This is a genomic window from Sulfurihydrogenibium sp. YO3AOP1, from assembly GCF_000020325.1.
Classification (GTDB): domain Bacteria; phylum Aquificota; class Aquificia; order Aquificales; family Hydrogenothermaceae; genus Sulfurihydrogenibium.
Window position 1 is genome coordinate 1,048,374 of record NC_010730.1, and the last position, 22,652, is coordinate 1,071,025.

Consider the following 22,652-nt stretch of genomic DNA (forward strand, 5'->3'; position numbering starts at 1 on the left):
TTTTAAGAAAATAGGATGGGCAGAAATTTTAACCCACCCTTAATATATTTAATATATTATTATTGAACTGTACACTTAAATCCGTTATTTATTACAGTACATGATGCAGTATAATCACTTATATTTCCAAGTGTTGCAGTAACGCTACCTGCTGTAATAGATCCTGTATTATCACACACAAACCCGCCACCATTAAGATTGACTGTTCCCCCTGGTGTAACTGTTGTTGTTGTACAATTTTTAGCTATTGTAGAATCAATTGACAAAGTTGCACTTGGATTCTCAACGCAATAAGCAGCTAAGTCCATCAAACATGCCCTTGCTATTGGTTCTGCGTAAGAGCTAACTTTAGCTTTCCTTTGGTACTTCATGTACTGTGGAATAGCGATAGATGCAAGGATCGCAATGATAGCGATAACGATGAGCAACTCAATGAGTGTAAAACCTTTTTCCTTTCTTCTCTCACCTTCAATTTTTGCTGTGAGAGACATTGCTTCTGCAATTGACTTAAAAATTCTTTCCATGACTATTACCTCCAGATAAATTTTTCTAATACTAATTATAATGAAAAATTTTTAAAAAAGCAATACTTTTTCACATTTTTTTTATCTTACATACGATGCTTCAATTCTAACCTTTGTATTGTTTGGCCCATAGGCTTCTGAAACTATTGAGTAAATTTCTCCTTTACTACCAGCAATAGTTTTAGAATAAGCAACACCTTGAGCTTCAAATCCTGGACGAGATTCATAGCCGAGAAGACAAATTTGAATACTTGCTGTATATATATCATTACTTCCAAAAAGTTTGTACTTCATAGTATATGGATTAGCAGTACATTTACCCGGCATGCCTGCTCCATCATTGTAAGGCTTATTTTGATTTATTAAAACAACCCCATATTTTACAGCCGATTCTGCTGCTTCTTTTACGCTTGTGTAGGTTTTAATATCCTGCGAGGTTTGAAAAGCCCTTGTTAGCATATAGTATATCCCACCTAAAACGATCAAGACTATAATTGCAACTGCGATAGCAAATATTAACGTTGCACCTTTTTCTTTATTTATCTTATATTCATTAATGGGATTACTTGCTCTATTACCGCCCATCTGTAATACCTCCAATCATTGTTTGAATAGTTAAATTGATCACAACCACCAGCTTGTGAATAGTTAGGTGGATTATCTGGTACAGACTGTCTTCCACCAACCTGGACTATCATACATAGTTTTATTGCTGATAATTCATTTAAGTTAGTTATTGAAGTTGCTACTGTGTTATCTGTTTTTACATATTTAACTTGAAAATCTAATACACATGATATTACTGGAGATGAGCTTGTCCCTATAGTTTTCTGTAAATTAGAAGTTCCTTGGGCACATTCTCTTGGTAAATTTGTATTGTTTAGATTATAAATTATTTTGAAATCATTTGGATATGTATTATTTCCTACATAAAATGCATAGGAATTGCTTTTTGAAGAATCAGGATTGTTAGGATCATATGTAAAGGTTTCTAATAAGTATTTTGATGTATTAAGTCTAATATATTTACCAGCAATTGGCTGACATAGTTTATTTAAATAGCTATATGAAAGATTTTTGTTATCCACAGTCATCTTTAACGCACCTGTACTATCAATAAAACCCCAGCATCCAGCATATTGATCTTCAGAACCTGCTAAGCTTAAATAAGCTAATTGTTTTTGTGTAGAGCAGTATGTTAAAAATGGATTGTTTGTATCATCTAAATCACAAGCCGTACCACCATTTATTTTCAATCTATCTGCATCAACGCCAAAACCAATTGTAGATAAATCTTTAACAATTTGATTTGCAAGAATAAAAGCGTCCTGCTCTTGTTTAGCTATAGTGCTTTTACTGATATTTTCTTTAATAACAGTATTATAAAAAGTATAAAAAGCAGCCCCAATTATCAATGAAATTGCTATGACAACAAGAAGTTCAAATATTGTATATCCTCTATTTTTCATTGGGTTTTCTCCTTGAACACTATAGTATGTACAGATTTGTATTTATTTGTGTTAGGATCAAAGTACCAAGTAATAACTCCTATCGCTATGCCAGATTCTAATGGTCCATTCATTATTTTTGCTGTTGTTATGGTTGTATAAATTCTAAATTTTTGTATATTTATATTATCTTTAAACGATATAATACAATTTGGTTTAGAAGTTAGGCTGTTTATTTGAGGAAGATTGGAATAATCACAAGTTCCGTCGTTATTTGGTTTAACTGATAGCCAATTGGCAGTACTTAACGGATTTGTTTTAAAAGTATCATTATTTCCGTTATATGGGTCATAAAAATCTGGTATGTTATCTCCATCTGAATCTGTTTGAAGAAATGAACATGTACTATTTGTAGTGTCGCAGGTTTCATTTTGCCATTTCGGAAAATAATTAATCTTGCTATAATCAATAGTTTGATAAAATTTTGCTACCATCAGATTGTATTCAGATGCTTTATCCTTCATTTTATTAGCAAGAGAATACTGCATAAAAAATAAAACACCTCTCAGAAATCCAATTGTTACTATCATTATTATAAATGCAGCAATTAGAACTTCTATGATTGTAAAAGCTTTATTATTTTTTAATTGCATGGCACATCTCCATTTAAAACTCTAATCCTTCCATACCTGTCAACGCAAATTGTTTTAATGTTTCCGAATGTATTTTGAAGTTTTATATTAGCCATTCCAAGCCCACATGAAGCATTTCTTGGTAATCCCTTTCTATCAAAAAGAAAAAAAACATCATTTATAAATGTTATGCCCGATGGCAATACTATTGCTTTAACAACGGTATCTGAACCATTATTGTATGAGCAATTACCGTCGTTGTTTTGAAAAATAATATAATTATTTGTATTACTATTCGCTGTTATGCCCATTAGACTACTTTTAGAAATTGAATATATTTTAGCTTCGTTTAAATCTGAAACAACCATATTGACTGCTTCGTTTAGTCTTTGATTTGCAACAAAAACAAGAATAGGCCTTATGACTAAAGCCATAAGGATTCCTATTATAACTAAAACTACCAAAATCTCAAAAATATTGTATCCTTTTATTTTTCTATCCATAGTATAAACCTCGGTTGAGCAGAAGGTGTTGGTTGTTGAGTTTGTTTAATAACGACACCTGTTGAAACTTGAATGAATTTTTCATATCTATTTGTTGAGCTTTGGCTAACGCTAACTTGGAATGGATTACCAACAGGTGGTGCACCTCTTCCAAGGTCGATGGATTTGTATATAGTTACTTGTCCACTTGTTCCACTTGTAGCCTTAGGAGATAAAATTGATGGAACAGGATAAGCAGTTCCTGATTTATAGTACAAAGCATATAGTTTAGAATTTCCTTCAAAAGCACAGATATCATTTGGTGGAACATAGGTTATGAAATCAACAATTCCTCCAAAAACTATACCTTGAGATGTAACAGCTTCGTTTGTTAACTCTTGATACCACCCTTTATCTACTTCAACTGGTTGAGTGTAATTTGTAGTTCCTGTTACAACAGTCTTATTACTACATCCGCTACTATCACAGATACAGAGTTGCTGAGTGTTTGTTACTGTAGCTGTTACTGTTATATTTGTTTGATTAATAAAATCACCTTTTACAAAGGTAGTTGAACAAGAACCATTCCAGCACGGGTCTTTAAATCCTATAAAATAGTTATTATAATTTAAAACCTTGTCTCCTTCGCTTAAAAATCTTCCTGTTCCGAAAAATACCCACAAATTACCCTTTTCATCTTTTGAGAAAGTTGGTGCAGCAGTAACTGGTGGTGTTTGACCGTTATTTACAAAGCTTGATAGATCAACCGCAACAGATGGAGTATTTGAAAGAGAATCATTTAAAACAAGTCTATAAAAATTACCCCAATTATTCCAGCTATTACCTTGTTTTTGTAATCCATATAATCCAAAATAAATAGCATCATCATTATAATCATCGTCAGCGTCTATTGGGAATGTATCAGCTACAGCTGCAACAGTGTTATTAGGTAGCGATATTTGTGTAGTTTTTACTAAATTCCCTGTCTTTAAATCAAAGAAATATACTTTTGGAGAGCTTGTATAATCGTTGCTAGACGATGGATTTGGAGCTTTTGGTCCTGAACCAATTACTAAATACCAATTTCCGTTTTTATTTGCATCTCCTCTTCTTACGACCGATGGGAAGGACATTGTTAGTGTATTATCAGACAAAGTTTGTTCCCATAATAATGTTGGTGTTGTTGCCGTGCCATTTAGCCAATCAGTAAGGTCTAATGCAAATATAGACGAGCTATATGTAGTAGTACCGGCAGATAATGATTTTCCACCAAATCCCATAACACCAACTAATATAGTTCTCCAAGAATTTGATGTCTTATCGTCTGTTGGATTACCGTTTATAGAAGCATCAAAAATTAAAACTCTACTATCAACTGTTGGAATATGGCAATAGTCTTTATGACCATACCATAATAAGTATGGAATCGCATTTTTCGGTATAAAAGCAAATTCTTCTTTAGCTATTAAATCTGTTCCTGTATTGTTCGGTGAATTTTGGAGTACAGATGGATTATCAGGATCTGTTGAGGACTGGTCTTTTATGTATCCAAGTCTGAAGAAATGGAGCATACCATCGTTTGCTCCAACGATAATTCTTGACGCTCTGTTTTTGTATGACGCAGAATTTATATAATCATAGTATGTACTATCAGAATATCTTAAATGGAAATTGTTTATTGGTTCATTTCCAACTACTGCTGGTGTAGAATGGATTATATCTCCAAGCTTCCATGTTTTTATGCCCGTAGAACCAGGACAGAATTCTGAAATATTAATTTTTAAATTTCTTTTTACATAATCAAAATTACAGTTTGAATCATTTGATACGTCTTCACCTCTTATATATCTAATTATACACGATGCAAGAGTTGAGCTAATTGAATTATTTGATGTGCTATCATCTACTAAATCCCATATATTTTTCAAATCGTTTACATTGGTAGTTTTAAATTCTTTTATGTTAGTGCCAGCAGAATAGTAAATATTTCTATTGTTAGGATCACAATTTCCAAGCCAGCAACCGCTATCAAAAACAGGTTTAAGGTCTTTCATATTAACAATAGAATCCATACTACATGTGCTTGTATCAGAAAGAAGAGCTGCTTTGGTTTCGTTATTAGTTAAATCATAGAATGTTTGGAATATTTTATCAACGCTTAAATTTAGTACTTTATTTTGGTTTGTATCTTCTCTTAAATCATTTTTTGGGTCAACCCAGAATGATCTTAAAAATCCTGGCCAGTTTACTGTGTTTCCTTGAGAGTCTGTATAAGTTGGATAGAAGAAAGGCTGAACTAATACAGAAGAAATTGCTGTTTTAGTTGATAATGTAGCAACTGTTGAACCAGCAGAAGCACGTTTAAGGATGTCTAAAATCGCCTTATACATGACATCTTTTATTTCTTTTGCATCTGACGCAGCAAAAAATGTATCTGGGTTTCCATCTCCATCTTTATCCCAATCTGGAGAAGAAGGTGGTAAGTTTGCACATGAACTACCTTTTCCACAATTAGAAGTATTACAACAATCGTCTATAGGACCGCATGTAGCTTTAGGATAATCGGATAAATTATCAGGCCAATTTTTATATCTATCAAAAGAACCATACATAGCTACATTTTTTAATGACTTCTCTCCTGTACCACCAAGCCATAATCCAATTCCATATAAAGCCTCAACGTAAAAAGTAGATTGTCTATTATCAACTGGATTTGTAAAACCTTTTTTATGTAGCCAGTAAGCTGGAACAACTGGATCTGCTGAAGCATTCTCAAAATTGTTATCGATTGAGCAGGCAATTCCATTTCTACCAGTATTCCATTGACCATCTGTCAATAGAATTACAAAGTTTTTAGCACAAGGTACCGGTTTAAGCTCATTACCTTGACAGTTTCCATCGTTATTCTCGTCAAAACATTGATAAAGTGGATTTTTCCATACGTTTTGTCCTGTTTGTGGTTGTAATCCACCATATTGTGGCGCATTTTGAGCAAAATAATTGTATGTATCCCATAGAGCCAATGCAGTAGGAGTAGATCCTGATGGAGATTCATAATTTATAGCTGTAATTGTATTTTTGTATGGATTCACTCCGTCATAGTTAGCCGAGCCTACAAAATCACCTATATAAACACTGTTATTTCTTACTCCTGACCCAGAAAAAAACATAACTCCAAATCGTGGCTTTAATGAAAGAGTCTTTAATTGAAAAAGTAAACCACCTTCAGTTCCAGTTATTCTATTCCATGGAACTTTTACTTTTGCACCAGAATCAGACCATAATATACAACCATAACTGTCGCAAGTTAACTGTGTATTTGGATATACTTCCGGATCGCATTTTTGAATTTGATTATTATTACAACTATTCGGCTTTCCACCTGTTAAAGCCCATCTAATCAAATCTATACGTGTCATATAAAGGAAATTTAAACAACTGCCTTGATATAATTTAGCAGTATTGATATCAGATTTTCTTTTTGGGCAACTTTGTGGCGTTCCTGTAGTTTCTTCCCAGTAACCTTGTGATGAGTTGTATTTATAAACTTTGTCAGGTATAAAATAACCCTCTTCAGTTCCTTTATACGTCCATCCACATCCGCTTGAAGAATTACAACATCCACTTTTTGAGCTATCGGGGTTGTATGCACACCATGACATTGAACCGCTTACGTCAATATTCAACATTACGTTTGGAGACACAGATGTAGCAATTGTTGGTGGAGTATAGCAATAATCACTCATATTAGCAGCTTTTGTATTATTATAGAAAAATATTAAAAGTAAAAATAATATAAAATTTTTAAAATTGAACATTTTTAATCCTCCACCATGAAATATTCTATAATCTTATGCTTTTCATTTTTTATACATTCTGAACTATCTATAATAAAGTTTAATTTCTTATTAATTATTCTTTCTCTTTGTAAATTTTTGCTTGAATTGATTATAAAAACCTTCTCACCTTCACATGAATTATTTTCAACCGATATTACTATTTCTTTTGTTTTTGGATTATAATCTTTTACTTTACCATAAAGCATTAATTCATCAATAGCAAATGATAAATTAAATGTTATCATTAAAAATAAAATAAAATATCTAAAAAGTTTCATATTTTTCCTCCATTTTAGCATGGTATTTTAAATATACTCCCTTTTCGTGAAAAAATCATGATTATTTAGAAATTTGAGACAAAAAGTAGATTAAGCTTTATTAATGGTTAGTGAGAAATTCAAAAAGTATGAGATCTGTAGCTTAAGAATGACAAAAAAGCAAAAATAGCATTCTTATCACAAATGCAAAATGTTAGTATGCAAATAAGAATTTTTTAGCAGTACTATTATTAACCTCTGATTGTTTTTAAAAGGAAATGTTAATTTTTATTACTTAAAAAACTCAAGCAAAGACAATTGTCTGTTTTGATTGTATGTCGCTATTAATGCTTGATATGCTGTTTGGGCTTTTTGAAGATTCGTTATAGCTTCTGCAGTATCTACATCTTGAAGATTAGATATTAAATTATTGTTAAAGACTTTATTTTTCTCAAAGCCAGATTTTAAATCATTGATAATTTTAACTTGCGTTCCTATGATAGATGTGTATTGTAAAACATTGTTCAATCCTACATCAAAAGCTTCAAGGATTTTTAAATTTTGTCCATTCACAGAAATGGTAGCAGTATTTAAATCTCCTAAGCTTCCTGTTCCTGCGATAGCGTTATCTATTATACTAACTATCTTATCGATAGCTTCTGCCATAATCATTTTGTTTGAATCATTATTAACTCCAAGATAAACTTTCCCATTAAAGGTTGTGTTAAGCTCCACCCCAGGAGCAACAGGAACTTTGGTTTCTGTAGTTTCTCCTTGATATGTGCCGTCAGGAGCAAATGGGTCTGTCTGGCTTTTTACTCCACCAAAAATTCTCGTATCACCAATAGAGTAGTTAGCTTGCTTTATAATATAATCTTTCATGTTGACAAAATAATCTCTTAAAACTTTCGCATCTTCTTTATCTAAAACACCTGTATTTAATAATCTAATAATCTCAACTCTCAACTCTTGTCCTGCTTTTGATATATTACTTAAAGTACTTTCTGCTTGGTCTAAAACGTTTGATACAAAATCCATATTTCTTAAGTAAGTGTCTATGTTTTGATTGATTGTTTTTAATCTTAATGATGCAACAGTTGCAACAGTGTCATCAGATGGAGAAAGTAATTTTTTTCCTGTTGCTATCTGCTTGCTGTATTTTTCTATCTCATTTTGTCTAATTTGGTCATTCTTTATGTAATTGTCATATTTAATCAAATCCGTAATTCTCATGACATCACCTTATACGTTAATGTTTGTTAAATTTATTATCGAATATTTTAAAATATTTTTTAGTTGGAAGAAATAGAAGTGAGAAAGTGAGAGGTGAGAAAATGAGAAGGTGATATTTCAAAAATTTCAAATACATCATACTTTTTGTCATCCAACAGCGTAGTGAAGAATTTCATCTTTATTAAATTTTTAAATTTTCCCAAGCTGGTATGACCTACAGTGAGAAATTCAATAAAAGTATGAGATTCTTCGCCGGCTGCAGAATAACAAATAAGGTTATCCTTTCTCTGATGCTTATCTTTTAACCTTTGGCTGTCATCTACAGCGTAGTGGAATTTTGTCTTAATAGATTTTAAATTTTCCAAAACTGGTATGACTTGCATATACCTAAGATATAAATGTTAAAATATTTAAAAAATCATACAAAAGCAGGATAGTCTATGTTTTTTATAAAGAAGCTAATTACTTTTTTTATTATACCACCCGGATTGTTTGTTCTTATATTTCTAATCATCGCTTATTTTTCAAGAAATAATAAAAGAGTTTTGACCATCTCGTTAGCTTCAGCTATTTCAATTTATTTAATCTCAATAGAACCTGTTAAAGATTTTCTTCTAAAACCTCTTGAGGCAAAATTTCAACAGCCAAAAAATATAAGTGGAGATGTTATAGTTGTTTTGGGTGGTGGTAGTTATAATACTGGAATTCTAACAGAAGACTCTTTAAAAAGAGTTCTTACAGGTTTTGTTCTTCATAAAAGATTAAACGTTCCAATTATCTTATCCGGTGGGTCTGCCATTACAAACTTACCAGAATCAGAAGCTATGAAATCTTTATTAGCAGAGCTTGGAATTGATAAAAAAATGATTTTTACAGATGTTCAAAGCAGAGATACATTAGAAAATGCATTTTTTACAAAGAAAATCTGTAAAAAGTATGGATACAAGACTGTTATTTTAGTTACTTCTGCTTATCATATGCCAAGGTCTTACATGACTTTTAAGCAGGCAGGATTGAATGTAATTCCATATCCAACAGATTTTAAGATGGATAAAAAGTATACAGTTTATAGCTACTTTCCGAAAATGAACGTTCTTCAAGATTCAACAAAAGCAATCAGAGAGTATATAGGACTTTTTGCTTACTATTTAAGATTCTCCTTCAGATGATACAGTTTCTTGTCTGTCTTTTTTCATTATATAAATGTATTTTGGAATGATTATAATGCCGTTTTCTGTTTCTTCATTTTCAAATCTATTGTTATAAAAGCTGTATCCGGCAAAAGATAGTATTACCGCATCTATCTCTTTTGCAATAAGCTTTTTGTTTTGAGATAGCAATCTTTTATTCAATCTAATGCCTGTTTTAGGTAAGTTATACAATCTTTGTTCTAAGCCTTCCGGTGTTTCGGCTGGAAGAATTTCTTTTCTTATGATTTTCTTCCAAAACTCCTCAAGGTCGGATTTTAAGGTTCTTTTTTCCTTTTCTTTAAAAGACTTTCTATCAACTTCTGTGTATTCGAATTGCTCGATGATCGATTTATATAAATTTGAAGATGCCTTATTTGTTAAAGCTATTTTTGACCTTACTGGAAAGTCATAACTTACAGCAATGATATTTGGATTATAATGGTCGATAAACCATAAAAGACCTTCTTTATAAAATTTAAAAATCGCTTTAACTGTTTTATTTTCATCCATGAGGCTAACTAAAAATATATTATCAACACACTCTATGCCAGCAAACAACATTAGTCTCCTTTTGCAGAGTATTTTAAAACTTTAACTTTTTCCATCGTAATCAAACCATTTTCTATCAAAGGCTCAATTTTCGGCAAAACTGCTTTTATTTTATCTTCATTTTCTACAACTTCAACAATTATTGGTAAATCCTCAGATAAATCCAATATTGATGCTGCATGAATTCTTGTAGATTTACCAAATCCAAGTATGCCTCTTAAAACTGTTGCTCCGGCTATATGATTTTCTCTAAGAATTTCAACAATTTTTTTGTATAAAGGTTTTCCTTCGTATCTATCTGCCTCGCCTATATGTATTCTAAGTAAAACAGCTTCTGTTTCGATTTTCATGATACACCTCCTATAACATCCTTGCTAATACTATTCCTGCAAATGCTGACAAAAAGGATAGTCCAAAGTTTAAAGCAATATTTAGTAAAGCTCTTACATAATCTCCATCCATTACTATTGATAAGGTTTCGTAGGTTATGGATGATAACGTAGTATAACTTCCACAAAAACCAACTGCTACAAACAGTCTCCAAAGTGGGTCTAAAGACAGTTTTTCTAAAAACAGTATCATAAAAAATGAGAGAATAAATGAACCAACAACATTAACTATAAGCGTTCCGTATGGTAGCCATGTTCCAAAAAATTTTGCAGAGTATACACCTGTTAAGTATCTAAGAATTGCTCCAATGCTTCCACCTACTGCAATAACTAAATACTTCTCCAATTACTTACTCCAAGTTATGGTATTTTAGGATAGTAAAATTTTACCATACGTTAAATAAAAATTTAATTAAGCATAGAGAGTCTTCTTAAATTTTTTGTAAGTTGCAAGGCGTACATAGAGACTGCTCCAAAATTCTTGTAAACTTACCTTTACGTGTCATCCTGAGGCTGTAAGCCGAAGGATCTCCTCTTTTAAATAAAGTGAGAAGGCGAGTAAGTGAGAGGTAAAAGGAGGAGATTCTTCGCCGGCTGCAGAATGACGTGTTGGTTTTTGCAAGCAGCCTCAGCACTTTCATTGAGTATATAAGCATGCCTTACTTATTCATTGCCATAAACTGCTCTTGTGCATTAAAAGAACTTCTTACCAATATGCCAGAAAATACATACTTAAAACCTATCTTATAGCCTATTTCTTCAAACTCTTTAAACTCTTCTTCTGAATAATATCTGTATACAGGTAAATGGTTTTTTGATGGCTGTAAATATTGACCGATTGTTAGTATTTCTACGTTATTTTTATACAAATCTTCCATTAAATTTATTATCTGTTCTTTCGTCTCTCCAAACCCTACCATAAAGCCGGATTTTGATATAGTTTTTGGACTTATTTCTTTTATTGATCTTAATATTTTTAACGATTTCTCATAATTTCCCTGTGGTCTTATAATTTTATAAAGCTCTTTTACGGTCTCTATATTGTGATTTACAACCTCCGGATTTGCATCTAATACCGTTTTTAAAGATTCTATACTTCCTTTAAAGTCTGGTATCAAGACTTCTATTGTTATACCCGGATTTATTTCTCTTACTTTTTTTATAACGTTTGCAAAGTGAGACGCTCCGCCGTCCGGAAGGTCATCTCTATCAACTGATGTAATTACAACATGTTTTAACCCAAGTGTTTTTACAGCATTTGCTACATTCCCAGGCTCTTGTGGGTCTAAAGCTTGTGGTTTTCCGTGAGATACATTACAGTATGGGCAGTTTCTAGTGCAGACATCACCCATAATCATAAAAGTAGCTGTTTTTCTTGAAAAGCAGTTGCCAATGTTTGGACAATTAGCCTCCTCGCAAACTGTGTGTAGGTTCAGTCTGCGAAGAAGCTTTTTGATTTTAAATACTTTCGGTAAAAGTGGAGACTTTACTTTTGGCTTCACTTATTCACCGTAGCCATAATCCTTAAACCAATCTGGATACAATGGATAGCTTGAGCATAAGGATAAAACATCATCTCTTGCTTCTTGGATAACTTTTTCATTATCAAGATTTTTCAATACCTTAACAATATTTTTTGCAATTCTTCTCATGTCGTTTTCTTTCATTCCTCTGGTTGTTAGTGCTGCTGTTCCAAGTCTTATTCCGGATGTTACTGTTGGTTTTTCCGGGTCAAATGGTATTGCGTTTTTATTAACTGTTATGTTAGCCTTTCCAAGAGCTTCTTCTGCTTGGTTTCCTTTTACGTTTAATGGTCTTAAATCAACAAGCATCATATGACTGTCCGTTCCACCGGATACGATTCTTAAACCTTCTGCCATTAGCTCTTCTGCCAATGCTCTGGCATTTTTTACTACCTGCTCTGCATACTTTTTAAAATCTTCTGTTAAAGCTTCACCAAATGCTACAGCCTTTGCAGCGATCACATGCATAAGTGGTCCACCTTGTAATCTTGGGAATACCCATTTATCTATATCTTTTGCATACTCTGATTTACAAAGAATTACTCCACCTCTTGGTCCTCTTAATGTTTTATGGGTTGTGGATGTTACAAACTGAGCATACGGGACAGGATTAGGATATACTCCACCGGCTATTAATCCTGCGTAGTGAGCCATATCAACCATTAGCAATGCGCCAACTTCATCGGCTATCTCTCTAAATTTTGCAAAGTCAATAACTCTTGAGTATGCTGACGCACCTGCTACAATCATTTTTGGTTTATACTCTTTTGCAAGGCGGTAGACTTCATCATAATCAATAAGTTCTGTTTGTGGATTTAATCCATACTGAACAGAGTTAAAAACAATTCCAGAGACGTTTACCTTAGCTCCGTGTGTAAGGTGTCCGCCATGGTCTAATCTCATTCCAAGAATTGTGTCGCCCGGTTGGAGCTGAGAGAAAAACACAGCTTGGTTTGCCTGTGAGCCAGAGTGTGGCTGAACGTTTGCATACTCTGCTCCAAACAACTTTTTAAGTCTTTCTATTGCAAGGTCTTCAACTATATCAACATACTCACATCCACCGTAGTATCTTTTATGGGGCAAACCCTCTGCGTATTTGTTTGTAAGCACGCTTCCTTGAGCTTCCATTACAGCCTGAGATGTATAATTTTCAGAAGCTATCATCTCTAAATGTTCTTCTTGTCTTTTAAACTCTTTTGAGATTGCACTGTAAACTTCAGGGTCTACATTTTTTAGATGATTTAACAATTTAAAACCTCCTACTTAGATTATTCCTTTTTCAATATCTAAAATTAATTTAACTCTTCTTTCATGTCTTCCGCCTTCAAAAGGTGTTTCTAAAAATACATCTATGATTGCAAGAGCATGGTCTAAACCTATTACTCTTTGACCAAGGGCTAAAACGTTAGCATCGTTATGAGACCTTGCCATTCTTGCCATAAATTCGTTTGTGCAAAGAGCCGCTCTTACCCCTTTAATTTTATTAGCTGCAATAGATATTCCTATTCCGGTTCCACAGATGATTATTCCTCTATCAGCTTCGCCAGATTGAACGCTTTTACCAACTTCTTCACCAAAGTAAGGATAATCAACAGGTTCAGGAGAATAAGTTCCTTTGTCTATAACTTCATATTTTTTTGATTTTAGATATTCTTTTATTTTTTCTTTGTAGAAAAAACCACCATGATCGCTACCGATTGCTATTTTCAAAAATCATCCTCCTGAAAAAATAATATTTTTAATTTTATCATAATTGAATATGACAGAGTGATGAGTTATACGAAATAATTAAATAAACTTATGTCCTTGATTGTTACAAAATTCTCGTAAGCTTACCTTTCCGTGTTATCCTGAGGCTGTAAGCCGAAGGATATCCTCTTTTAAATAAAGTGAGAAGGTGAGTAAGTGAGAGGTAAAAGGAGGAGATTCTTCGCTCAGAATGACAATGTTGATTTTTGCAAGTAGCTTCAACAGGAGATTTTTCACCGGCTGCAGAATGACATCCAAGGTTATCCTTCCTTTAATGCTTATTAATCAGCCTTTCGCTGTCATCCTAAGGACATAAGTCCAAAGGATCTAATTATCAATTTCATAATAAAAACCATTAATTTCCTACCATCAATTATATGATAAAATTAGAATATTCAAAATTTAATGATGACCAGAGGTAAGTGTTTGAAACAATGAAAAATAAAAAGATATCCTTATTGTTAATACTTATTCTATCTTTATTTAAACTTTCATATTCAGAAGAAGATTTGTTTAAGATCGCAAAGATAAGAGCATCATCAAAAACTACAGAAAAGAGTATCAGCTCTGCATTAAAGTTTTATAATGATGGATTATACTCAAAGGCAATAGATACAGCTTCAAATTTATTAAACAATGAAACCTTGGACGATTTAAACTATGAGCTTGTTAACTTTATTTTAGTACATTCCTTGTATAAAAACAGACAAGAAGAAAAAATGCTTGAATATGTAAAAAATGTCAACTTTGATAAAATTTCTCAATACGGTAAATATAGAATCTATCAAGTTGCAATGCTTTTATTCTTAGAAAGGAAGTATAAAGAAGGTCAAGATTATATACTTGAAAAATTGGGAATTTTAAACAATGGCTTTAAATCCTTAGCTCAAGAAAATGAAAGCGATGAAATTCAAGAAATTATCCTAAAGAAGACGGGCAATAAGAAAGAAAAAGTTAAAAAGTTAGTTTATTCAAAAGATATAAAATTTTTTGGTGAAAATACGAAGCTTATAAATTACAAAGGGGTAGATTTTATCTTTAATAAAGATATTTTTAAACTAGACCCAGCAGTACCTGTTATTGGTGAGCTAAGCATTTATATAGCTGAAAAAGACCAAACAATGTTCGAGCTGGCAAAAACTCTTGACCTTGGATACTACGAACTAAAAAATGCCAATCCGCTGCTGGACCCTTTTGATATAAGAAAAAATCAAATTGTAGTTGTACCGCTAAAAAGAATTTTACCCGTTAAAGATTTCAAATATGGAATGATTTATATTAATATTTATGAAAAAAGACTTTATTATCCAATAAAAATTAATGATGAAAGTTATGTAATTACTTATCCAATAGGTATAGGAGCAGACGAGGCGCAATCTCCAATAGGTGAATTTAAAATTTCTCAAAAAAGAAAAGATCCTGCTTGGTATCCACCTGAAAGCATAAGAAAGGAACAGCCTGATTTGCCTCCGGTTTTTCCACCCGGACCGGATAATCCACTTGGTACAAGAGCGATGAGGCTTGGAAATACTTCATTTTTAATGCATGGAACAAACAAAGAGTATGGAATTGGAATGAAAGTCAGTCATGGATGTATAAGAATGTATAACGAAGATGTTGAAAAACTTTTTGAAGTTGTGGACATCGGTACACCGATCGTAAGTAGAGAAATTCCTTATAAAATATTTGTAAATTCAGAGAAGGCTGTTGAGGCCTTTGATGATGATGCAATAAAGGAGCTTGAAAAGAGTAATATTGTTAGCAAAAGGTTTTTGGAATTTTATAAAACAGATTTATTTGGAAAAAGTTTTGCTATAAAGGCATGGTGAAAAATGGAAGATAAAGAGATTTTAAAGCAATGGGATAAGGAATATTTTTGGCATCCTTTCACACAGATGAAAGTTTATAGAGAAGAGGATAATGTTATTGTTGAAAGAGGAGAAGGAAATTATATAATTGATATTTATGGAAATAAATACTTTGATGGCGTTTCTTCCTTATGGTGTAATGTTCATGGACATAATCATCCAAAATTAAATCAAGCTATCTGTGAGCAAGTAAATAAAATATCTCATTTTACAACCCTTGGAGCATCAAATATACCAGCCATAAAACTTGCTAAAAAGCTTGTAGATATCACTCCAGAAGGTTTAAATAAGGTTTTTTACAGTGAAGATGGTTCTGAAGCAATGGAAATTGCTATAAAAATAGCCTATCATTATTGGCATAATAAAGGAATGAAAGAAAAAAACAAGTTTATAACACTGAGTGAAGCTTATCACGGCGATACAATAGGCAGTGTTAGCGTTGGCGGCATTAATATTTTCCATGAAAAATACAGACCTCTTCTTTTTGATATTTATAAACTACCTTCTCCTTATTTACAAGCCGTAAAATTAGCCGGTAGAGAAAAAGCTTTAATGGAGGAAACTACAAAAAAATTAATAGAAGAAGTAGAAGAGTTTGTTTTTAGGCATCATCAAACAGTTGCAGGATTTGTTTTAGAGGCCGGCGTTCAAGGTGCAGCCGGTATTTTACCATTTCCAAAAGGATATTTAAAAGAAATAGAAAGAATTTGTAGAGAATACAACATTTTAATGATTGTTGATGAAGTTGCAACAGGATTCGGTAGGTCTGGAAAGATGTTTGCATGTATAAAAGAAGATGTTAAACCAGACATAATGGCTCTTGGAAAGGGAATAACAGGAGGATATTTACCATTGGCAGCAACTTTAACAACAGATGAAATTTTTAATGAATTTCTTGGAGAATTTGGAGAAGCTAAACATTTTTATCATGGACATACGTACACAGGGAATCCGGTGGCTTGCAACGTAGCATTAGCAAACATTCAGCTTTTTGAAGAAGAAAAAACATTAGAAAAATTACAACCAAAGATTAAATTATTAGAAGAAAGACTAAAAGAATTCTTAGAGTTAAATCATGTTATTGATGTAAGACAGTATGGATTTATGGCCGGTGTTGAGCTTGTAAAAGATAAAGAAAAAAAACAGCCTTATCCATACGGAGAAAGGACAGGATTTAAAGTGGCAAAAGCAATGCTTAAAAGAGGAATATGGGTAAGACCACTTGGTGATGTAATGGTAATCATGCCACCATTATCAACAACGGAAGAGGAGCTTGATTATTTCTTAGATAGTTTAAAAGAAAGTATTATTGAAGTCTGTGGAAATTAATAAATGGAGGATAAAATGATAATAAGAGTTGCTCACAGTCCAGATTCTGATGATGCATTTATGTTTTATGCAATCAATACAAAAAAGATTGATACTAAAGGCTATGAATTTATAGATATACTTTCAGACATAGAAACATTAAACAAAGAAGCATTAAAAGGAACCTATGAAGTTTCAGCAATATCAATACATGCTTTTCCATACGTTGCAGATAGGTATGCTTTGTTATCATCCGGAGCAAGCATGGGAGATAATTACGGACCTATGGTGGTAGCAAAAGAAGAGTTTCCGGTTGATGAATTAAAGAACAAAACAATAGCTGTTCCCGGCACGTTAACGTCTGCGTTTTTAGCCTTAAAACTTTTTGAGCCGGATATAAATTATGTCGTACTTCCATTTGACCAAATTATAAATGCTGTAAAGGAAGGAAAGGTTGACGCTGGGCTAATCATTCACGAAGGACAGCTAACTTACCAAGATGAAGGTTTAAAATGTATAGTTGATTTAGGAAAATGGTGGTATGAAAAAACAGGCGGTCTTCCACTTCCACTTGGTGGCAACGTAATCAGAAAAGACCTTGGAATTGAAGCAATGAAAGAAATTTCCGAAATATTAAGGGAAAGTATAAAGTACTCCTTAGCCCATAGAGATGGAGCAGTTGAATATGCATTAAAATACGCAAGAGGAATGACAAAAGACAAAGCAGATAAATTCATAGGAATGTACGTTAATGATTTAACAGTAGACTATGGAGAGAGAGGAAAAAAAGCAATAGAACTATTTTTAAAAGAAGCTTATGAGAAAAAATTAATTCCAGTTTTACCAGAAATTACTTTCATATAAAGAGGTATTGGTCATGAGAATATTATATTTAGGTGAGGATGAGGAAATATATATAATACTAAATGAAGTAGCTTCACTTAGCCAATCAGAAGTAATAAAAATAGAATCAATAAAGGAAGCATTAGATATTTTGGCAAAAGATAAAAATTTTCATGGAGTAATAGCACATCCAAAGATTGATAACATTCCTTCGCTTCAAGTTTTGGCATTTATGAAAAGAGATGAATCATTAAAAGATATTCCATTCATTATAATAATTGAGAATATAACAAAAGACGATATAGATTATTACAAAGCAATGGGTGTAGCTGAAGTTTTTGAAATACCTTTTAATCCTTTAGAAGTGTTTTTAGTAATTACAAATAAATTAAAAGATACAAAAGGCGAGGAAGTAGTCAAACAAATTCTTCATGAAGCTAAAAAAGATAAATCTATTTTATTAAAGATCATAGAGCTTATTAAAAAATTATTTGGAAAAAAGTAAGTTGAGTGAGTTCCAAGACTTTGAAAATTGGAAAGAAAAGCTCAGAGAAGAGTCTTTAAAATCGGACGTATGCGTTTTGGTAGAAGGAATTAACGATTTAAGAAAATTATCAAACTATGGAATACAAAATATAATCGTTCTGAAAGGTCAGAGATTTTATGATGTTGCCGAGGAAATCTTAGAAAAGTACAATAAAGTAATAATACTTTTTGATTTAGACAAACATGGGAATAAAATGGTTCAGCAGTTTAAAAAGATTCTTGAAAATGAAGGTATAGAAGTAGATTTATCTTTTAGAGAGTTTTTAAAAGGTTTAAATGTTGAAGAAATAGAAAATTTACCGTAAATAATATTGAGAGTGGTGCAAAATTTTTGTAAGTTGTAGAATGTATATGTAGATATAACTTTACTTTCATCACGTCATCCTGGGACTTTGGTCCGAAGGGTCTCCTCTTTTAAAAAGTGAGAAGTAAAAGGTAAGAAAGGGATGAGATTCTTCGCTCGGCCGCAGAATGACAGTATTGACGATTTTTGCCATGCGGCAGCAAAGTGAAGGACTTTCTGTTATGAGTTTTTTGAAAAAGTAAAGAGTAAAAAACGGAGATTCTATACTATTCTCGGAATGAGCGGGAGTGATGGATAATAAATTAAATAGACGTCTCCCTCCTCTTACATACGGGCAATTCATGAATTGCCCAATATCCATCAACCTCTCACTTTCTCACTTTTAACATCCTATGACCGAGTGTAGAATCTTGTAATCTTTTGAATTTCTCATCCAAGGTATTTTTTAATATGTTAAAATAACTATTTATTATAATAGGAGTTAAGAGTTGTTAGCCAAAAGAATTATACCATGTCTTGATGTTGATAAAGGAAGAGTTGTAAAAGGTGTTAATTTTGTAAATCTTATAGATGCAGGAGATCCTGTGGAAATAGCATCTGTATATGATAAAGAAGGTGCAGATGAGCTTGTATTTCTTGATATAACCGCATCATCTGAAGATAGAAATATAATTTTAGATGTTGTTAAAAAGACAGCGGAAACTGTTTTTATGCCTTTAACCGTTGGTGGCGGTGTTAGGTCGTTAGAAGATATCAGAAAGCTTCTTGAAAATGGCGCAGATAAAGTTTCTATCAATACAGCAGCTGTAAAAAATCCATCTCTCGTAGAAAATGCAGCAATTAGATTTGGCTCTTCAACTATTGTAGTGGCGATAGATGCTAAAAAAGTAGGAGAAAACAAATGGGAAGTTTACATTCATGGTGGAAGGACTCCTACAGGAATAGATGCGATAGAGTGGGCTAAAGCGGTAGAGAGCCTTGGAGCTGGTGAAATACTTCTTACTTCTATGGACAAAGATGGAACAAAAAGCGGATATGATATAGAACTTACAAAAGCCGTTTCAGAGGCTGTTAAAATACCTGTTATCGCATCCGGTGGGGCCGGCAACGTTCAGCATTTTTATGAAGCATTTGAATATGGAAAGGCCGATGCATGTCTTGCTGCATCTTTATTTCATTTTAAAGAAATAGAGATTTCTGAGCTTAAAAACTATCTAAAAAACAAAGGTATAAATGTGAGGTTGTAAAATGGAAAAGAAAGTTTTAATATACGATACAACGCTGCGAGATGGGACCCAAGCTGAAGGTGTTAGTGTTTCTGTTGAAGATAAATTAAGAATAGCAGAAAAACTTGCAGATTTTGGTGTTCATTATATAGAAGGCGGATGGCCAGGCTCTAATCCAAAAGATATGGCATTTTTTAAAGAGGCAAAGAAGCTAAATCTTAAAAACACAAAGCTAACAGCATTTGGTTCTACAAGAAGAACAAACTTAAAGGTCGAAGATGATCCGCAGATTCAAGACCTGATAAAGGCAGAAACACCTGCTATTACAATTTTTGGAAAATCATGGGATCTACATGTTACTGAAGCACTTAAAACAACCTTAGAAAAAAATCTTGAAATGATTTACGATTCTATTGTCTATTTAAAAAAATACACTAACGAAGTAATATTTGATGCTGAACACTTTTTTGATGGATTTAAAGAAAATCCTGAGTATGCAATTAAAGTTTTAAAAACAGCACAAGAAGCAGGAGCAGATTATTTAATACTTTGTGATACAAACGGTGGAAGCCTTCCAACAGATATAGAAAAAGCTTTTAAAGTCGTAAAGGATGCCGGAATCACTGCAAAACTTGGAATTCATGCTCATAATGACTCAGACACAGCTGTTTGGAACTCTATAGTTGCAGTCTTAAATGGAGCTATTCAAATTCATGGAACTATAAACGGTATTGGTGAAAGATGCGGAAATGCAAACCTTTGTTCTATCATACCAAACCTTATGTTAAAACTTGGATATGAGGCAATACCAAGAGAAAATCTTAGAAGATTAAAAGAAATTTCAAACTTTGTTTCTGATATTGTAAACATGCCTGTCCCTAAGAATATGCCGTATGTAGGAGATAGTGCGTTTGCTCACAAAGGCGGTGTCCATGCATCAGCTGTTCTTAAAAATCCAAGAAGTTATGAGCATATTTTACCGGAAGAAGTTGGAAACAGAAGAAAAGTTCTTGTTTCAGACTTGGCAGGTAAGAGCAACATTATTTATAAAGCAAGAGAAATAGGTATAGAAATAGATGAAAAAGATGAAAGATTAGCTTCTCTTGTTCAAGAAATAAAAGAGCTTGAGAATCAAGGATATCATTTTGAGGCAGCAGAAGCATCCTTAGAATTACTTATAAGAAAACATCTTGGAACGCTACCAAAGTATTTCGACCTTGATGCTTATAGAGTTTTAATAGCACGCAGATATACAGACAAAACACCTATATCCGAAGCTACTGTAAGAATAAAAATAGAAAATCATTATGAGCATACGGCATCTCTTGGACATGGACCGGTTAACGCACTTGATAATGCTTTAAAAAAAGCTTTAATATCTAAGTATCCATCTTTAGCAGAGGTTGAGCTTATAGACTACAAAGTTAGGATCGTGAATGAAAGTGGTGGAACAGCAGCAAAAATAAGAGTGTTGATCGAAAGTAGAGATAAAACAAAAAAATGGGGTACTGTTGGAGTTTCGGATAACATTATAGAAGCATCTTGGCAGGCTGTTGTAGATAGCTTTATTTATAAATTGGTCAGGGATAACATACAACCAGCATGAAAAAGTAAAATGAGAGATTTTTAGTTTTCGTGATGAGATTTGTTTTAATTTTTTCATTTCTAAAGGTATTAAAATTGGAGGCTTAGGCAAAACATATAAGGCATTGGGCTTGTTAATTTTTGTGTAAAAGAATGAAAAACTCAAAACGACAAACAGGATAGGAGTTAGAGTGAAAAACAAAGAAAGTATACAACCTCACAATTGGTTTTTTAAGCAAGTATTCTCAAACTCAAAAAACGTCCAAGACTTTCTTAGTATATTCTTATCTGACCTATCTCAAAAAATACAGCTAAGCTCCTTAGAGTTAGTGCCATCAGAAAAATTCTCAAACAATCAAAAAAAACATTTTCTTGACCTGCTTTACAAATGTAAACTAAACGACAAAGAAGCATATATAAGATTAATATTTGAACATAAATCATACGTAGACAAAAAACTACCACTTCAACTTATGCAGTACAACGCCGTTATTTGGGAAGAAGCATTAAAAGAAAAAGATTACTATCCACCAATCATAAACATAGTCTTTTATCATGGACAGGCAAAATGGAACTTTCCGACAACCATTCCAGATATAGAAGATGAAGAGTTAGACAAATACATCCAAAAACTCAACTATATCCTCATAGACCTAAACGAAATAGAAGATGAAAATCTAAAAAGGTACTTAAAGAAAAATGTTGATTTAATCATGGAAATGTTGATAATGAAGCACATTCACGATAGGTTAGAAAGGATAAAAACTTTACTCAAAGATGTAATAGATGAATGTTCAGAAGATTGTTTTGTTATAATTCTTAATTATCTTGTATTAGTAAAAAAAGATTATGAAAAAGTCAAAGAAGTTTTTAAAGAGATAATAGGAGGTGAAGAAAAAATGATGTTATTCACTGATAAATTAAAAATGGAAGGAAAAATGGAAGGAAAGATAGAAATTTTAAGAGAGAATATAATAGATTTGATAGATGTAAAGTTTGGAGTAGTTGATAAATCTATAACAGAAAAAGTTAATCAAATAGATAATATAGAAACTCTAAAGCAAATTTTAAGAATAGTTGGAAAAAGTCAAAGCTTGGATGAAGTAGGAGAAAAGCTAAATAGTTTATAAATGATTAGAATTGAAAAGTCAAAAATAG

24 protein-coding genes are annotated in these 22,652 nt (G+C 32.5%); 9 read left to right on the top strand and 15 right to left on the bottom strand.

The genetic code is table 11. The annotated features are described in order from the left end of the window. Nucleotides 1-59: 59 nt before the first annotated feature. From SYO3AOP1_RS05260 to SYO3AOP1_RS09350, 9 genes are all read right to left on the bottom strand, one after another. On the bottom strand, nucleotides 60-491 hold the full coding sequence (locus SYO3AOP1_RS05260; protein WP_041674737.1) for a prepilin-type N-terminal cleavage/methylation domain-containing protein: 432 nt from the start codon (nucleotides 489-491) through the stop codon (nucleotides 60-62). A gap of 114 nt (nucleotides 492-605) precedes the next feature. Then, the gene (locus SYO3AOP1_RS05265) at nucleotides 606-1,109 is read right to left on the bottom strand and encodes a hypothetical protein (protein ID WP_012459702.1); all 504 of its coding nucleotides are present in this window, start codon (nucleotides 1,107-1,109) and stop codon (nucleotides 606-608) included. Next, complete coding sequence (locus SYO3AOP1_RS05270; protein WP_012459703.1) at nucleotides 1,064-1,993, bottom strand: prepilin-type N-terminal cleavage/methylation domain-containing protein; 930 nt, start codon at nucleotides 1,991-1,993, stop codon at nucleotides 1,064-1,066. The genes SYO3AOP1_RS05265 and SYO3AOP1_RS05270 overlap by 46 nt, the downstream gene beginning before the upstream one ends. Beyond that, nucleotides 1,990-2,625: a prepilin-type N-terminal cleavage/methylation domain-containing protein gene (locus tag SYO3AOP1_RS05275; protein ID WP_012459704.1), complete on the bottom strand. Its 636-nt coding sequence runs from the start codon at nucleotides 2,623-2,625 to the stop codon at nucleotides 1,990-1,992. Before SYO3AOP1_RS05275 ends, SYO3AOP1_RS05270 begins: the two co-directional genes overlap by 4 nt. Then, on the bottom strand, nucleotides 2,616-3,107 hold the full coding sequence (locus SYO3AOP1_RS05280) for a prepilin-type N-terminal cleavage/methylation domain-containing protein (RefSeq protein ID WP_012459705.1): 492 nt from the start codon (nucleotides 3,105-3,107) through the stop codon (nucleotides 2,616-2,618). Before SYO3AOP1_RS05280 ends, SYO3AOP1_RS05275 begins: the two co-directional genes overlap by 10 nt. Further along, on the bottom strand, nucleotides 3,092-6,904 hold the full coding sequence (locus SYO3AOP1_RS05285) for a PilC/PilY family type IV pilus protein (protein ID WP_012459706.1): 3,813 nt from the start codon (nucleotides 6,902-6,904) through the stop codon (nucleotides 3,092-3,094). Before SYO3AOP1_RS05285 ends, SYO3AOP1_RS05280 begins: the two co-directional genes overlap by 16 nt. Before the next feature lie 2 nt (nucleotides 6,905-6,906). Beyond that, nucleotides 6,907-7,203, bottom strand: coding sequence for a hypothetical protein (locus tag SYO3AOP1_RS05290; protein ID WP_012459707.1), 297 nt, complete (start codon nucleotides 7,201-7,203; stop codon nucleotides 6,907-6,909). Nucleotides 7,204-7,473: 270 nt separating this feature from the next. Next, the gene (locus SYO3AOP1_RS05295; RefSeq protein WP_012459708.1) at nucleotides 7,474-8,415 is read right to left on the bottom strand and encodes a flagellar hook protein; all 942 of its coding nucleotides are present in this window, start codon (nucleotides 8,413-8,415) and stop codon (nucleotides 7,474-7,476) included. Nucleotides 8,416-8,474: 59 nt separating this feature from the next. Beyond that, nucleotides 8,475-8,780: a hypothetical protein gene (locus SYO3AOP1_RS09350; protein ID WP_156769249.1), complete on the bottom strand. Its 306-nt coding sequence runs from the start codon at nucleotides 8,778-8,780 to the stop codon at nucleotides 8,475-8,477. 75 nt (nucleotides 8,781-8,855) lie between these two features. Here SYO3AOP1_RS09350 and SYO3AOP1_RS05300 point away from each other — a divergent pair, with 75 nt between their 5' ends. After that, on the top strand, nucleotides 8,856-9,584 hold the full coding sequence (locus tag SYO3AOP1_RS05300; RefSeq protein ID WP_012459709.1) for a YdcF family protein: 729 nt from the start codon (nucleotides 8,856-8,858) through the stop codon (nucleotides 9,582-9,584). Here SYO3AOP1_RS05300 and SYO3AOP1_RS05305 read toward each other — a convergent pair. From SYO3AOP1_RS05305 to rpiB, 6 genes are all read right to left on the bottom strand, one after another. After that, entirely contained in the window at nucleotides 9,564-10,115 is a 552-nt protein-coding gene (locus SYO3AOP1_RS05305) for a hypothetical protein (protein ID WP_281340526.1), read from the bottom strand. The two genes, SYO3AOP1_RS05300 and SYO3AOP1_RS05305, sit on opposite strands and share 21 nt — an antisense overlap. Nucleotides 10,116-10,165: 50 nt before the next feature. Next, nucleotides 10,166-10,504: a DUF190 domain-containing protein gene (locus tag SYO3AOP1_RS05310; protein ID WP_012459711.1), complete on the bottom strand. Its 339-nt coding sequence runs from the start codon at nucleotides 10,502-10,504 to the stop codon at nucleotides 10,166-10,168. A 10-nt stretch (nucleotides 10,505-10,514) separates the two neighbouring features. Then, nucleotides 10,515-10,889 carry a fluoride efflux transporter CrcB gene (gene crcB / locus SYO3AOP1_RS05315; protein WP_012459712.1) on the bottom strand — a complete coding sequence of 125 codons (375 nt, stop codon included), beginning with the start codon at nucleotides 10,887-10,889 and terminating at the stop codon, nucleotides 10,515-10,517. Between the two features lie 313 nt (nucleotides 10,890-11,202). Further along, on the bottom strand, nucleotides 11,203-12,045 hold the full coding sequence (gene lipA / locus SYO3AOP1_RS05320; RefSeq protein WP_012459713.1) for a lipoyl synthase: 843 nt from the start codon (nucleotides 12,043-12,045) through the stop codon (nucleotides 11,203-11,205). Further along, on the bottom strand, nucleotides 12,046-13,314 hold the full coding sequence (gene glyA / locus SYO3AOP1_RS05325; protein WP_012459714.1) for a serine hydroxymethyltransferase: 1,269 nt from the start codon (nucleotides 13,312-13,314) through the stop codon (nucleotides 12,046-12,048). It abuts the gene before it with no gap. Nucleotides 13,315-13,329: 15 nt separating this feature from the next. Then, on the bottom strand, nucleotides 13,330-13,776 hold the full coding sequence (gene rpiB / locus SYO3AOP1_RS05330) for a ribose 5-phosphate isomerase B (protein WP_007547035.1): 447 nt from the start codon (nucleotides 13,774-13,776) through the stop codon (nucleotides 13,330-13,332). Nucleotides 13,777-14,249: 473 nt separating this feature from the next. On the opposite strand from rpiB, the gene SYO3AOP1_RS05335 reads away from it, so the two are divergent. The 8 genes from SYO3AOP1_RS05335 to SYO3AOP1_RS05370 all read left to right on the top strand — a co-directional run bounded on the left by SYO3AOP1_RS05335 (nucleotide 14,250) and on the right by SYO3AOP1_RS05370 (nucleotide 22,624). Further along, nucleotides 14,250-15,644, top strand: a complete 1,395-nt coding sequence (locus SYO3AOP1_RS05335; RefSeq protein WP_012459715.1) for a L,D-transpeptidase — start codon at nucleotides 14,250-14,252, stop codon at nucleotides 15,642-15,644. A gap of 3 nt (nucleotides 15,645-15,647) precedes the next feature. Beyond that, entirely contained in the window at nucleotides 15,648-17,012 is a 1,365-nt protein-coding gene (gene bioA / locus SYO3AOP1_RS05340; protein ID WP_012459716.1) for an adenosylmethionine--8-amino-7-oxononanoate transaminase, read from the top strand. A gap of 15 nt (nucleotides 17,013-17,027) precedes the next feature. Then, nucleotides 17,028-17,855, top strand: coding sequence for an MqnA/MqnD/SBP family protein (locus SYO3AOP1_RS05345; RefSeq protein ID WP_012459717.1), 828 nt, complete (start codon nucleotides 17,028-17,030; stop codon nucleotides 17,853-17,855). Nucleotides 17,856-17,868: 13 nt separating this feature from the next. Continuing rightward, a complete protein-coding gene (locus SYO3AOP1_RS05350; protein WP_012459718.1) occupies nucleotides 17,869-18,339 on the top strand; it encodes a hypothetical protein in 471 nt (156 codons plus the stop codon). A gap of 1 nt (nucleotide 18,340) precedes the next feature. Then, a complete protein-coding gene (locus SYO3AOP1_RS05355; protein ID WP_012459719.1) occupies nucleotides 18,341-18,685 on the top strand; it encodes a toprim domain-containing protein in 345 nt (114 codons plus the stop codon). 487 nt (nucleotides 18,686-19,172) lie between these two features. Beyond that, entirely contained in the window at nucleotides 19,173-19,931 is a 759-nt protein-coding gene (gene hisF, locus SYO3AOP1_RS05360; RefSeq protein ID WP_012459720.1) for an imidazole glycerol phosphate synthase subunit HisF, read from the top strand. A gap of 1 nt (nucleotide 19,932) precedes the next feature. Further along, nucleotides 19,933-21,516, top strand: a complete 1,584-nt coding sequence (gene cimA / locus SYO3AOP1_RS05365) for a citramalate synthase (protein ID WP_012459721.1) — start codon at nucleotides 19,933-19,935, stop codon at nucleotides 21,514-21,516. A 169-nt stretch (nucleotides 21,517-21,685) separates the two neighbouring features. Then, entirely contained in the window at nucleotides 21,686-22,624 is a 939-nt protein-coding gene (locus tag SYO3AOP1_RS05370; protein WP_012459722.1) for an Rpn family recombination-promoting nuclease/putative transposase, read from the top strand. Nucleotides 22,625-22,652 lie beyond the last annotated feature (28 nt).

Coding starts and splice junctions, on each gene's coding strand:
- SYO3AOP1_RS05260 (WP_041674737.1), bottom strand. CDS start 491: ATGTCTCTCACAGCAAAAATTGAAGGTGAGAGAAGAAAGGAAAAAGGT.
- SYO3AOP1_RS05265 (WP_012459702.1), bottom strand. CDS start 1,109: ATGGGCGGTAATAGAGCAAGTAATCCCATTAATGAATATAAGATAAAT.
- SYO3AOP1_RS05270 (WP_012459703.1), bottom strand. CDS start 1,993: ATGAAAAATAGAGGATATACAATATTTGAACTTCTTGTTGTCATAGCA.
- SYO3AOP1_RS05275 (WP_012459704.1), bottom strand. CDS start 2,625: ATGCAATTAAAAAATAATAAAGCTTTTACAATCATAGAAGTTCTAATT.
- SYO3AOP1_RS05280 (WP_012459705.1), bottom strand. CDS start 3,107: ATGGATAGAAAAATAAAAGGATACAATATTTTTGAGATTTTGGTAGTT.
- SYO3AOP1_RS05285 (WP_012459706.1), bottom strand. CDS start 6,904: ATGTTCAATTTTAAAAATTTTATATTATTTTTACTTTTAATATTTTTC.
- SYO3AOP1_RS05290 (WP_012459707.1), bottom strand. CDS start 7,203: ATGAAACTTTTTAGATATTTTATTTTATTTTTAATGATAACATTTAAT.
- SYO3AOP1_RS05295 (WP_012459708.1), bottom strand. CDS start 8,415: ATGAGAATTACGGATTTGATTAAATATGACAATTACATAAAGAATGAC.
- SYO3AOP1_RS05300 (WP_012459709.1), top strand. CDS start 8,856: ATGTTTTTTATAAAGAAGCTAATTACTTTTTTTATTATACCACCCGGA.
- SYO3AOP1_RS05305 (WP_281340526.1), bottom strand. CDS start 10,115: ATGGATGAAAATAAAACAGTTAAAGCGATTTTTAAATTTTATAAAGAA.
- SYO3AOP1_RS05310 (WP_012459711.1), bottom strand. CDS start 10,504: ATGAAAATCGAAACAGAAGCTGTTTTACTTAGAATACATATAGGCGAG.
- SYO3AOP1_RS05335 (WP_012459715.1), top strand. CDS start 14,250: ATGAAAAATAAAAAGATATCCTTATTGTTAATACTTATTCTATCTTTA.
- bioA (WP_012459716.1), top strand. CDS start 15,648: ATGGAAGATAAAGAGATTTTAAAGCAATGGGATAAGGAATATTTTTGG.
- SYO3AOP1_RS05345 (WP_012459717.1), top strand. CDS start 17,028: ATGATAATAAGAGTTGCTCACAGTCCAGATTCTGATGATGCATTTATG.
- SYO3AOP1_RS05350 (WP_012459718.1), top strand. CDS start 17,869: ATGAGAATATTATATTTAGGTGAGGATGAGGAAATATATATAATACTA.
- cimA (WP_012459721.1), top strand. CDS start 19,933: ATGGAAAAGAAAGTTTTAATATACGATACAACGCTGCGAGATGGGACC.